Here is a 12385-nt window from a genome sequence, read left to right as displayed (position 1 = left end):
AGCCGCCCGGCATTCCCACAAGGGAATGCGAGCGGCGTGTTCTTCACGACCGAATAGATTTAGTATCGATATTCTAGCATACTTCTTCCCGGATGTCTTGTCCTATCCGACAGAATTACCTCGCCAAGTAGCCCCCGTCGACGGGAAGAATAATTCCGGTGACGTAGTCGGATGCGGCGGAGGACAGAAATACGCCGGCCCCTGCCAAATCGTCCGGCCCTCCCCATCGTCCGGCCGGGATACGGGCGTTGACATGCGGCAGACGCGTGTCGTCCTGCAGCAAATCCGTGTTCATCTCCGTTGCCATATAACCCGGAGCGATCGCATTGACCTGAACGCCCCGGCCCGCCCATTCGTTGGATAGCGACTTGGTCAACTGCGCGATGCCCGCCTTGCTGACTGCATACGCGGAAGCGTTAAAGCCACCGATAAAGCTGAGCATCGACGCCATGTTGATGATTTTGCCGCTGCCCTTCTCGACCATGATCGCGCCAGCCAGCCTGCAAAGCTGGTACACCGCTGTGATGTTCAGCTCCAGAACTTTGTCCCAGCTTTCGACCGGCAAGTCGAGGCAAGCTCTACGGTCGTGCATACCTGCATTGTTAACAAGAATATCCACCGTATCTCCCAACACGCCGACGGCTTCCCCGAAGCTGCGCTCCAGATCGGCGCGATCCATCAGATTACCCTTTACCGCATGAACGGCTAGCCCTTCCGCTTGCAGCCCGGCGGCGGTATGGGCGGCCGCATCCGAGATGTCGAGAATCGCCACCTCCGCACCCGCCTTCGCCAGCGCCGTCGCGATACCTCGGCCAAGCCCGCGGCTTGCCCCGGTGACGATCGCCTTTTTCCCGGTGAGATCGAATAAGTTCAAGTTTGACATAGCGGTTCATCGCCTCTCTTCTCAATTATCGAAGCACCATCATCTTTTTCCGAGTATAAAACTCTACGCCGTCGCGCCCGTTCGCGTGAAGATCGCCGTAGAACGATTTCTTGTAGCCGGAGAAAGGGAAAAACGCCATCGGAGCAGGCACGCCCACGTTAACGCCCAGCATCCCCGCGTCGATCGTATCGCGAAACTCGCGGATCGCGCTCGAGCTGTCGGTATAGATGCAAGCTCCGTTGGCGAATTCCGAACGGTTGGCGAGCGCGACCGCCTCCTGCAGCGTATCGACACGCACGACGGACAGCACCGGGGCGAAAATCTCGTCCTGCCAAATCTTCATATCCGAATTCACGCGATCGAAGATCGTCGGCCCGACAAAATAGCCTTCGCCCCTAGCCGCTTCCCCTTCGCGACCGTCCAGCACAAGCTCGGCCCCTTCCGTCTTGCCGCTCTCGATATAGCCCAGCGTGCGGGCTTTATGCGAATCGCGGATAACCGGCCCGAGAAACACGTTCGGCTCCAGCCCGTAGCCGATCGACAAGCCCGAGGCCGAGCGCCGGAGCGCTTCGACCAGTTTATCCGCTACGTCCCCCACGGCGACGACGACGGAACAGGCCATACAGCGTTCGCCGGCGGACCCGAACGCGGCGTTCGTAATCTCTTTGACGGCCAGCTCCAGGTTGGCGTCCGGCATCACAATCGAGTGGTTTTTGGCGCCGGCGAGTGCCTGCACGCGTTTGCCGCAGGCCGCTCCAGTCTTGTACACGTACTCGGCGACAGGCTGCGAGCCGACGAACGAGATCGCGTTAATGCCCTCGTTCGCCAGCATCTCGTTTACGACGTCATGGGCGCCGTGTACGATGTTGAACACACCGGCCGGCAGCCCGGCTTCCGTAAGCAGCTCCGCCAGCCGATTGGCCAGCAGCGGCGTTCTCTCGGACGGTTTAAGCACAAAAGTATTGCCGCAAGCGATCGCCAGCGGGAACATCCAGCAAGGAACCATCATCGGAAAATTGAACGGCGTAATGCCCCCGACGACGCCAAGCGGGTACCGGTACATGGAGGATTCGATGCCCGTGGCGATGTCCGGCAGCGTGCTGCCCATCATCAGCGTAGGGGCTCCCGCCGCGAACTCCACGCATTCGATACCCCTAAGCACCTCACCGTACGCTTCGCCGTAGCTCTTGCCGTTCTCCATCGTGATCAGCCTGGCCAGCTCATCCCAATGCTCGACCAGAATTTGCTGGTATTTGAACAGAATGCGCGCCCGCTTCGGCACGGGCTCCTTGCGCCATCTCTTCGAGGCTTCGGCCGCCGCCCGGGCGGCACCCCGCACGTCTTCCGCCGTAGACAGCGGCACATAAGCCAGCGTCTCGCCCGTCGCCGGATTCGGCACCTCCTCCGTCCGGTCAGATGCCGATTCCACCCATTCCCCGCCGATAAAGTTGCGTAACACCGTTGGATTGTTCATAGATGATTTCCCTCCTGAAATGTATGGATCAAGCCTGCTTGGCAATAACCGCTTCGATCTTGTCATTGGACGGCATCGCGTCGGAGCAGCTATGGCTCGATACGACGATGGATGCGGACGCGCTGCCGTACTCCAGACAGCGATCGATGCTCCACCCTTGCATCAGTCCGTAGATGAACGCCCCGGCGAAGGAGTCTCCCGCTCCGAACGTCTTGACGACCTGCGCCGGAAACACGCCTGCGCGGTAGACTCCGCCGTCCTTGGCAAAGGCGATCGAGCCGTCTCCGCCATACTTGACGACGACCAGCTTCGCCTCGTGCGCAAACCATGATTTGGCCGTCGCGAAGTCTTCCGTACCCTCGGCCCCTTCCAGCAGGTCGAACTCCTCCCGCCCTCCGAGGATGACGTCGCATTGCGCCGCCGCCATCCGGCAGTACGTATAGATTTCGTCCCTCGAAGCCCACGTGTACGGACGGTAATCAATATCGAACAACAGAACGGCCCCATGCTTACGGGCCAACTCGATCGTGCGGAATACCGCTTCGCGGGACGGGCTTCTCGCCAGTGCCGTGCCGCTGATCATCACCGCCTTCGCTTTTCGCACGTATGCCTCGTCCACATCCCTCGACTCCAGATTGAGGTCCGCCGCGTTATCCCGGTACATCAGGATGCTGCATTCCGTCGGCGACTTGATTTCCGTGATCGCCAGTCCGGTGACGCTGCCCTGCCGGTCGGTTATGACGCCCTCCGTATCGATCCCCTCCTTGCGCAAATAGTTCACGATAAACCGGCCGAAAGCATCGTCGGCCACCCTGCCGATAAATCCGCTCCGCAGACCGAGCCGCGAAGCCGCGATCGTAATATTCGCCGGCGATCCGCCCACGTATTTCGTGAACGTCAGCGTCTCCTCGAGCGGTCGGTTAATCTCGTTGGCATTCAAATCGATGCACAACCGCCCTACTCCGATCAAATCCAGCTCCTTATCGCCCCGAAAAACAATTCCGTTCATGGGTGTTTCCTCCTTCTTAATTCATCTAAACGATTAGCTAATCGATTAGATAGCTGTGTAAAAAAAGGGCCGCCTGCGCACGCCCGCAAGAAGCGGAGGGCGGGCAGCAATACTTTCAAATCCGATTAAGCCTGTTCTCCTCCGCAAGTCCCGCGCACGATCAGCTCTACCGGAAGCACGACGTGCCGGGCATCGCGACTTGCTTCGGAGAGGCGCTCGAGCAATAGCTCGGTCGCCCTCCGTCCAAGCTCGTAGCGCGGAATGCGGACGGTCGTCAGCCGCACGGAGCGGAAAGCCGCGAGAAACAGATCGTCGAAGCCCATCACCGCGACGTCCTCGGGAACTCGCAGCCCTCTGTCCGCCGCCGCGTCCAGCACGCCCATCGCTCCGACATCGCTCATGTTGATCACGGCAGTCGGCCGCTCGTCGGGCGGCATATCCGCATAACCAAGCATTCTCTCGTAGCTGGCCGTATACTTCGCTTCGCCGGACAACGTCCACTCAGGGGGCACATCGATGCCGGCCTCCTTCATCGCCTGCCGATAACCTTCCTCGCGGAGCTTGCTGGTCGGCGAGCCTGCGACGCCGGACATAAACGCGATGCGGCGATGACCCATACGAAGCATATGCCGGGCGGCCATCAGCCCGCCTTCGAAATTGTCCGACTCGACCAGGTCCGCATCCAGCCCTTCAAGACGGCGATGCGCCAGCACAAGAGGAAAGCCTCGCTCGCGCAGCGATTGCAGCAGCTCCCGGTCGGCCTCCAGAGCGGAGGTAACGATCAATCCGTCGATCTTCCCCTCCCGCGCTTGCGCTGCCGCCTGCCTCATCCGCTCCGGCTGGTCGTTCGTGTTGATCATGTGAACGGCATAGCCGTGTTTCTGCGCCTCGTCCTCGCAGCCCTTGGCGAGATCGGGGTAGAACGGGTTAGAGATGTCCGAGACGATCAGGCCGATCGTCCGGCTCTCCCTGGCGCGCAAACCGCGGGCCGCCGCATTGGGCGCGTAATTCAGCTCGCGGATGGCGGCGAGCACCCGCTCCTTTTTCTCCGGACTTACGTAACGGTTATTGTTCAGCACATAGGATACGGTCGCTACGGACACGCCTGCGTGCTTGGCAATATCTTTAATCGTACTCATCCGCAGCACTCCCGTCTAATCGATTAGATGTAGTGGGAGTATAGCACAAAGCCTCGGCGAAGGACAGCCTCTCACGTCCGACTCGTCCAAGCAGGCTTAGGATTCGACTCGTTTGCCGGCAAATCCCTCTACTCGCAGTCCTGACGATTCGGCGAGCCGCTCACGAATGGCTCAACCTCAATCGTCCCAAGCGCTCCTTGCGCACCGCTTCCCACAGCCCGTTCAGATAGACGGCTCCGAGCGCCCGGTCATACAAGCCGTAGCCCGGCTTGCCCGTCTCTCCCCAGATCATTCGGCCATGGTCCGAGCGGATCGGCCCCTCGTAATCGAAGTCGCTCATCGCCCGAATTACCTCATACATATCGATCGAGCCCGAGGAGGACAGATGCGCCGACTCTTGGAACGACTTCGGACCGGTCAGCTTCACGTTGCGCGCATGGACGAAGTTGACGCGCCCTCTGCGCCCGAACTCGCGCATCAGCTCAGGCACGTCGTTGTCGGCGCTTGCTCCGAGCGATCCGCTGCACAGGCATAGACCGTTGGCCGGACTATCGTACAGGCCGATCATCCGCTCCAGGCTTGCCCGTCCCGTCATAATGCGCGGCAGGCCGAAGATCGGCCAGGGCGGGTCGTCCGGATGAATCGCCATCTTGATTCCGGCTTCCTCCGCTGCAGGCATAATCTCCCGCACGAAATACGCCAGATTGTCCCACAGCTTTTCCTCGTCCACGCTCTCGTATTGCGAGAACAGCCTTTGAAGCTCGGCGACCTCGTAGCTACTGTCCCATCCCGGTAAGCTGAGCTCTCCCGTCAACGGATTCATTCGCTCGACGACCTCTTCCTCGTAGATCAGCGCCGTCGAACCGTCTTCCAGCTCGTAGTCGAGCTTCGAACGGGTCCAGTCGAATACGGGCATGAAGTTATAGCAGACGACCGGCACTCCTGCTTTCCCGAGATTGTGCAGCGTCGTCTTGTAGTTCGCGATATAGCGATCCCGAGACGGCAGCCCCAGCTTGATGTCCTCATGCACCGGAACGCTCTCGATGACGGATAACTCCAAGCCCGCTTCATTAATGCTTCTCTTCAAATCCAGAATCGTTTCGAGCGGCCATGCCTCCCCTACGGGCACGTCGTACACCGCCGAGACGATCCCCTTCATCCCCGGAATTTGCCGAATATGCGACAGAGACACAGGGTCCGAATCGCCGTACCATCTAAAGGTCAGCTTCACTGGCAGATCGCCCCTTTCTTCTGTTGATCCCGATAAACCTGCGGGGTCACGCCATGATGTCTCTTGAATGCGTAGTTAAAAGAATGCGGGCGCTGGTAGCCGAGCATAGCGGCGATCTCGTACGTTTTCTCGTGGCTGTTCGCGAGCAGATAGACCGCCTTCTCCATTCGCAATTGCTGAATGTAGTCGCTAATGTTGCCCCCGGTCTCCAGCTTGTAAATTTTCGAAATGTAGACCGGATGCATATGAACGTGATCGGCAATGCTCTGCAGCGTCACGTCCTGCGCCAGATTGTCGTCGATGAATTGATGGATCGAGCGGATGAGTTCCGAACGATTGTCTTTCATCTCGCGGTCCATGTCCTCCATCAAGCGGCGCAGCACGCGCAGCGACCACTCGCGCAGATGCGCGACGGAGCGAAACGGAATGCCGTCCGCCAGCTTCCCGTAGTCGTCGCCGATCAGGTCGGACAGAGGCTGCCCATTCTTGTGCGAGATGTACGAGAACGCCGAGGATACCGCGAAATATACCTCGAGCAGATGCTCCTGCGAATGGGGGTGAGAGGACTTGCTGCGCAATTCCTCGAATACGCGTTCCAGCTTCTCCTCCATCGCGTCCCACCGGCCCGCTTCGAGCAGATGGATAAACGTCGGCGGCTCATAGAGGGAACGAATCGACTCGACCTCCGCCTCCGCCGGCTCGCCGGAAGCCCTCAGGAACAATCCCTGCTCGTTGCCGACCCGTTTGCGAGCCGCGGATACGCAGCCGTCGTATTGTCCGGGCACGTCTCGCGGGAATAGGCCCGGCTCGCTGACGACGACGGAAATGCTGCCTTTCAGAAAGCTCTTCACGGCGGCCTGAAGCTGGGAGGCGGTCTGCTCGAACAGCGCCGCTCGCTGTCCCGGCTCGACCCGCTCCTCCACTGAGGCAAGAAAAATCAAATAGTCGTGCGCATCCTTCGCATGCCAGAGACCGAACTTCCCGCCGAACAGCTCTTCGGCCATGTTGCCGATCGCGTACTCAATCAACGAACGGCCGCGAAAATCGTAATCGACGAACGCGTCCTCCAGCCGAACGAGCATCAGGAAGCACGTTTGCCCGTAGAGGTCCGGCAGCGTCAAGGCCGCCGTTTTCTCCCGCAGCGCCTCTTCGTTCCAGAGCGCTCCCTGAAGGAGCTCCAGAAGTAAATTGCCCTTGAGCAGCGGCATATTTTCGTTCAGCGTGCGGGTCAAATTCCGGACGGACAGGATGTGCTCCCACTCGCCGTGCAGCTTCTGCTGCAGCCGGGAAACCGTATCCAGCAGCTCCTGTTCCGTCACCGGCTTGAGCAAATAATCCTCGACCTGATTCTGGATCGCTTCCTTCGCGTACTGGAAGTCGGAGTACCCCGAAAGCAGCACGCATTTCGTTTTGCTCCAATCGCGCCGGATGCAAGCGATGAGGTCGAGTCCCGTCATTCCCGGCATCTGAATGTCGGTAATGACGATGTCAACGGCGAATCGCCGCAGAAGCTCAAGCGCTTCATAGCCCGAATAAGCGCGATACACTTGCGTAATCCCGATCCTATCCCAGCCGATCGTTGTCGCCAACCGATCGACCACATGCGCTTCGTCGTCCACGATCAACAGATGCATCGTTCGGCCCCCTCTTCTGGATGGCTTTGCCGGCTTCAGACATCGCTGCGCGTCCACTTGATGGTAACGCACAAGCCGCCCATCGGCAGTTGCTCGAATACGAGTCCCGATTGTCCGCCGAACCGGTACTGCAGCCGGCGATGTACGTTCCACGTGCCGCAACCGACTTCCTCCGACATCGGCTGCGCCAGCTCGGCTTGCAGGTCGCGAAGCCGTTGAGGCTCCATCCCCGGTCCGTCGTCCTGCACGAAAATCATGTTGTACCTGTCGTCCTGCTTGCCCGTAATCGTAATCATGCCGCCTTCTGGCGACTTCTCCACCCCGTGCACGATCGCATTCTCCACAATCGGCTGCAGAATCAGTCTCGGCAGCTCCAAATCCAGCATTTTCTCGGGTACGTCGATCTCGAACTGCACTCTGCCCATCCGCAGGTTCTGAATCATCAAGTAGTTGCGAACGAGCTCCAGCTCATCCTCAAGCGCCACGGATTGATTTTCGACCCTTGTCGCGTAACGGTAATACTCCGCCAAGTTCTGGGACATTTCAACGACCGCCTGCCGATCGTTCATCTCCGCCGAATTGATGATGAAGAACAGCGAGTTGTATAGAAAATGCGGGTTGATCTGCGACTGTAGCTGCTTCAGCGTCGCCTCTCGGGACCTCAGCTTCTCCGCGTAGACGTCCTCGATCAGCAATTGAATTTGGTCGGACATTTCGTTGAATTGGAAAATGAGATAGTCGAATTCGTTTTTGGCCAGATAATCGATGCGCGCCGAGTAGTCTCCCCGCTTGATCCGCTGAACGCTCCCGATCAGCTTCCCGAGCGGACGCTGGACGTTCCGATAGAGCAGGAACGATGCGCCCACGGCCAGCACGAGCAGCAATCCGATAATCACGTAGAAAAAGTTCCTCTGCTCCGTTATCGGCGTAATGACGCTCTGATACGGCGTATAGTCGACGAGATACCAGCCGAGCTGCCGCGACTTCACATAGCTGACAAGATGCTGTTCGCCGCCGAGCTCGACCAGACGCTGTCCGGTTTCCGGCTCCTTGTCCAGCTCTCCCTCAAGCAAGCCGATCAGCTGCTCCGCTTTCTCCGCGGACGAGGTGCCGTTCAGAACGGGCTGTTCGCCGGGCACGTACAGGAACGGATCGTTGTTTTTGCCGTTCTTGTACGCGTCCAGCATCGCAGTCATATTGGCCGTCGTGAAGCGGACGCGGAACACAGCTTGAGCCGCCTCCTTGCGTTCCGCCTTCGCGGGCTCTCCGATCTCGTGCACGAAATAACGCTCGGTTTTGCCGCCCGCCTCTTCCAGACTATATGTCCAGCGGGTATAGATCGGCCCCGTCATATCCTGATCGCTTTCCAGCAGAAAAATATTGGACGAAATCGCTCGCTTCTCGCGGGGGATAATGACGGTCAAGTCGTTTTTCCACCCGTTGGACACGCTTTGCAGGCTTAGCTTCTCGATGATTCGGTATTCCGCGTTTCGCGCGTCGAACTCCAAGGGCGGACGACGGTCGAGAAATTCGCGAATATACGGGTCGTAGCTGAGCAGCACAGGAAACATGGATAGCTGCTCGATATTCGTATCCAGTTGGTTCATAAGAAAGGTCAATTGGTTCAGGTTCGTCGTCTCGATTTGCTTGCGCACGACCTCCGTGCTCGTGTTCGTGGAAACGCTGTACAAAACCAGAATCGGCAGCAGAAGAAGGAAGAGCAGAAGAACGATTTTGCGAAAAGTGGTAAGCTTGAACATTCGCTCTCCTTTCCCGCCCTCCTCCGTTACCCTTTAACGGCACCCGCGGAGAGACCGCTGACGACGTAGCGCTGGGCGATCAACGCGATTACAAGCACGGGGAGGGTGATGATGCACGCGGCCGCCATCAATCCGCCCCAGTTAATCTCAGCGTAGGACATAAAGTTGAATACGGCAATTGGTAATGTTTTCGTCTTGTCGCCGGCCAGAATGATCGAGAACATGAAGTTGTTCCAAGAGAAAATAAAGCTCAGCAGCGACGACGTGATGATGCCCGCTCCCGACATCGGCAGCACAATGCGGCGAAAAACCTGATGAGGCGAGCAGCCGTCGATGGCGCCGGCCTCTTCCACCTCGTGCGGAAGCTTCTCGAAGAACGAGATCATGATCCAGACGATAAACGGCAGTCCTACGAGCATGTGGCTCAACACGAGCGCTGCATAGGAATCTACCAAACGCAGCTTCGAGAAAATAATATACCAAGGTATCAGGAACGAGATGCCCGGCACGATTCTCGCGACGAGAATGACGAGACCGAGACCCTGCAGCTTGTACTTGGCGATCGAATAGGCGGCAGGCAATCCGAGCAACAGTGACAGCAGCGTCGAGACGACGGCCACGATCATGCTGTTGACGATGTATTTCAGAAAGTCGTATTGCTGGAAAACGTTCACATAATTATCCGCCGTCGGAGTAAACACGAACGTCTGGGAGTTGGACATAATCTGCGCCTGCGTTTTGAAGGAGGCGAGCAGCATCCAGACGAACGGAAAGACGAACACGAGCAGGACGAGTACGGTCAGACCGGTCAACGTCGCGTTTTTCGCTTTTTTCTTGGTCAGCATTCTCATTCCGCCTCCAATCGTTTCTTCATCCAGATCAGCAGCAGCGTAAGGGCCATGACGATCAGGAAGAAGATGACCAGCAGCGCGGAAGCGGAGCCGAGCTTGAAGTATTGGAAGCCGAGCACGTAACCGTAGATGTTTAGCGTCTCCGATTTGAAATTCGGTCCGCCCTGCGTCGTGGCGTAAATGATGTCGAACGTCTTGAGCACGTCGATCAGACGCAGCATCAGCGCGATAATAATCGTCGGCTTAAGCAGCGGCAAGGTGATATGCACGAACTTCTGCCAAGCGGATGCTCCGTCCACGTCCGCCGATTCGTACGGGTCGGTGGGCAGCGTCGACAATCCCGCCATCAGAATGAGCGCGACCATCGGCGTCCACTGCCATACGTCGACGACGATAAGCGAAGGAACGACCTGCGTCATGGACGCGAGATATAGCTGCGGCTCTAGGCCGATCGATTTCAGAATCGTGTTCGCGGCGCCGATCGTCGGCTCGTAAATGAGCATCCAGACGAGGCCCATCGCTACAGGAGTAGCGACCATCGGGAGCAGAAACAGCGTCTTCGCGATATTTTTCCCCTTGAAGGAACGATTGAACAGAACCGCGATCGCCAGGCCCAGTACCATCTCAGCGGCCAAGGCGACTGCCGTGAAATAAAACGTATTGAATACGGAGTCCAAGAACCGCTCGTCCTTGAACATGGAAATGTAGTTATCGAGGCCCACGAAAGCGGGCGGCGTTATGGCGGACATACTCCACTCGTAAAAGCTGATCCATACCGTGTAACCGATCGGGAACAGCATCATGACGAGCACGAAAACAAGCGCGGGCAGGATGTACAGCCATTTCAAGTTGCGATTAATCCAATTATAACCCATTGCGTATCATCCTTTCCAAAAGCCTTTCCCGGACCGTCCGCCCTCGGCGGGCGGCCCGGAATCGGCGGCGGTTCATGCGGGTCGATCGCGGTTATCTCCTGCTGTCTTTGTCGATGATGGCCTGCAGATTGGCGTTCGCCTTGTCGGCCGCCCCTTGCACGTCCGTCTCGCCGGTAATGACCTTCATAACGACTTCTCCTACGGCGTCTCGGGCTTCGCCTACGCTGACGACGACCGGACGGTCGTGGCCGACGCCGTTCTGCATCGATTCCTTGATGATCGGCACCAGCTCTTCCGGGAACGACTTCGAACCCTCCGGATTGTCCCAGACGGACGTCCGGGCGCCCGGATTGCCTTTTTGCTGCGCCTTCAGCACGTTCTCCTTATTGGTCGCCCATTGGATAAGCTCCCAAGCCGCGTCCTTGTTCTTCGATCTTTCGTTGATCGAGAGCGCCCAAGCCGTTACGTTAACCGGCCTGGAGCCGGCGGCTCCCGCCGGGAACAAGGCGAAGCCGACTTTGTCGCTGATCGTCGATTTCTCCGGATCCGTCGCGTTCGTGTACAGCGAATCCGCGTCCGTCAGGAACGCGACTTTGCCCTGAGCGAAGATGCCGAACGCTTGCGGCCAGGACATGTTCAGAACCCCCGGAGGCCCCGAATCCTTCAGCAAGTTGCCGTAAGTCGTCATGGCCTTCACGGCTTCCGGCGTATTGATGGACGCTTTGCCGTCCGTAATGTAGTCCCCGCCCTCGGAGAAGATGTACGAAGCAAGCTGCGTCACGAGCGGAGAGCGCTGCCCCCGCGCTACGAAACCGTACATCTCCGCGCTTGGATTGTGCAGCTTCTTGGCCGCTTCGACGAGTTCATCCATCGTCTTCGGCACCGGGATGTTCGCCTGCTCCAGCAGGTCCTTGCGGTAGTAGAGCACGCCGCGTTCCGTAATGATCGGGATGCCGGCGAGCTTGCCGTCGATCGTCGTCGTATTGACCGCCGACGCGGAGATATCCGCGAAGTCGTACTCGGCGTCTTTATGCGCGTAATCGTCGAGCGGCGCCACCCAGCCGTTCTTGAAGAACAGCTGGCCGTCCTGGAGCGGACGGTACATGAAGACGTCCGGGGTTTCCGAGCCCGCCGTGAATTGAACGGTCAGCTTCTGCGTCAGCTGGTCCTCGAAGTAATTTTCCACCTTGACCTTAATGCCCGTGGCCGCCTCGAATTCCGGCAGCAGGGGCGTGATCGCATCCGACCAAGGATGGTTGGCCGTAACCAGCGTAACCGTCTGTCCCGCGAACGGTTTATCCGTTCCGCTCGATGCGGACGAGGCTGCCGGCGCTTGACTGGCCGCGGGCGACGAAGCCCCTGGCGAAGAGTTGCCGCCGCACCCCGCCATTATGCTAGCGGTTACAATTAGTGCGGCGCCCGCTCCGATGTACTTCTTTTTCATAGGTGAACCCCCTAGAAGAGATGTGGTTTACAATTTCATGATAAAGGCGCGGCCCCCGACAAGATATAACGGGGATTTAACATCG

Annotated in this window: 10 protein-coding genes; all 10 read right to left on the bottom strand. The window is 58.4% G+C overall.

Annotation, left to right across the window (positions count from 1 at the left end; genetic code table 11):
- Window positions 1-115 precede the first annotated feature (115 nt).
- Window positions 116-883: an SDR family oxidoreductase gene (locus DFP98_RS27605; RefSeq protein WP_116063864.1), complete on the bottom strand. Its 768-nt coding sequence runs from the start codon at window positions 881-883 to the stop codon at window positions 116-118.
- Window positions 884-908: 25 nt separating this feature from the next.
- Window positions 909-2357, bottom strand: a complete 1449-nt coding sequence (locus DFP98_RS27600; RefSeq protein ID WP_116063863.1) for a CoA-acylating methylmalonate-semialdehyde dehydrogenase — start codon at window positions 2355-2357, stop codon at window positions 909-911.
- Window positions 2358-2385: 28 nt separating this feature from the next.
- Window positions 2386-3366, bottom strand: coding sequence for a 5-dehydro-2-deoxygluconokinase (gene iolC / locus DFP98_RS27595; protein ID WP_116063862.1), 981 nt, complete (start codon window positions 3364-3366; stop codon window positions 2386-2388).
- A 125-nt stretch (window positions 3367-3491) separates the two neighbouring features.
- Complete coding sequence (locus DFP98_RS27590; protein ID WP_116063861.1) at window positions 3492-4505, bottom strand: LacI family DNA-binding transcriptional regulator; 1014 nt, start codon at window positions 4503-4505, stop codon at window positions 3492-3494.
- Window positions 4506-4665: 160 nt separating this feature from the next.
- Window positions 4666-5736, bottom strand: a complete 1071-nt coding sequence (uxuA, locus tag DFP98_RS27585; RefSeq protein ID WP_116063860.1) for a mannonate dehydratase — start codon at window positions 5734-5736, stop codon at window positions 4666-4668.
- Entirely contained in the window at window positions 5733-7370 is a 1638-nt protein-coding gene (locus DFP98_RS27580; RefSeq protein ID WP_116063859.1) for a response regulator transcription factor, read from the bottom strand. The genes uxuA and DFP98_RS27580 overlap by 4 nt, the downstream gene beginning before the upstream one ends.
- 35 nt (window positions 7371-7405) lie before the next feature.
- On the bottom strand, window positions 7406-9130 hold the full coding sequence (locus DFP98_RS27575; RefSeq protein WP_116063858.1) for a sensor histidine kinase: 1725 nt from the start codon (window positions 9128-9130) through the stop codon (window positions 7406-7408).
- Between the two features lie 26 nt (window positions 9131-9156).
- Complete coding sequence (locus DFP98_RS27570; protein WP_116063857.1) at window positions 9157-9975, bottom strand: carbohydrate ABC transporter permease; 819 nt, start codon at window positions 9973-9975, stop codon at window positions 9157-9159.
- A 2-nt stretch (window positions 9976-9977) separates the two neighbouring features.
- On the bottom strand, window positions 9978-10856 hold the full coding sequence (locus DFP98_RS27565) for a carbohydrate ABC transporter permease (protein WP_116063856.1): 879 nt from the start codon (window positions 10854-10856) through the stop codon (window positions 9978-9980).
- A 91-nt stretch (window positions 10857-10947) separates the two neighbouring features.
- A complete protein-coding gene (locus tag DFP98_RS27560; RefSeq protein ID WP_116063855.1) occupies window positions 10948-12300 on the bottom strand; it encodes an ABC transporter substrate-binding protein in 1353 nt (450 codons plus the stop codon).
- Window positions 12301-12385: the final 85 nt, after the last annotated feature.

It is taken from the genome of Cohnella phaseoli (genome assembly GCF_003386235.1).
Classification (GTDB): domain Bacteria; phylum Bacillota; class Bacilli; order Paenibacillales; family Paenibacillaceae; genus Cohnella; species Cohnella phaseoli.
This window is presented reverse-complemented; position numbering and strand designations above follow the sequence as displayed.

Bases quoted from the DNA above. Each gene is read 5' to 3' on its own strand.
- DFP98_RS27575 (WP_116063858.1), bottom strand. From the start codon at position 9,130: ATGTTCAAGCTTACCACTTTTCGCAAAATCGTTCTTCTGCTCTTCCTT.
- DFP98_RS27565 (WP_116063856.1), bottom strand. From the start codon at position 10,856: ATGGGTTATAATTGGATTAATCGCAACTTGAAATGGCTGTACATCCTG.
- DFP98_RS27560 (WP_116063855.1), bottom strand. From the start codon at position 12,300: ATGAAAAAGAAGTACATCGGAGCGGGCGCCGCACTAATTGTAACCGCT.
- DFP98_RS27570 (WP_116063857.1), bottom strand. From the start codon at position 9,975: ATGCTGACCAAGAAAAAAGCGAAAAACGCGACGTTGACCGGTCTGACC.
- DFP98_RS27580 (WP_116063859.1), bottom strand. From the start codon at position 7,370: ATGCATCTGTTGATCGTGGACGACGAAGCGCATGTGGTCGATCGGTTG.
- iolC (WP_116063862.1), bottom strand. From the start codon at position 3,366: ATGAACGGAATTGTTTTTCGGGGCGATAAGGAGCTGGATTTGATCGGA.
- DFP98_RS27590 (WP_116063861.1), bottom strand. From the start codon at position 4,505: ATGAGTACGATTAAAGATATTGCCAAGCACGCAGGCGTGTCCGTAGCG.
- DFP98_RS27600 (WP_116063863.1), bottom strand. From the start codon at position 2,357: ATGAACAATCCAACGGTGTTACGCAACTTTATCGGCGGGGAATGGGTG.
- DFP98_RS27605 (WP_116063864.1), bottom strand. From the start codon at position 883: ATGTCAAACTTGAACTTATTCGATCTCACCGGGAAAAAGGCGATCGTC.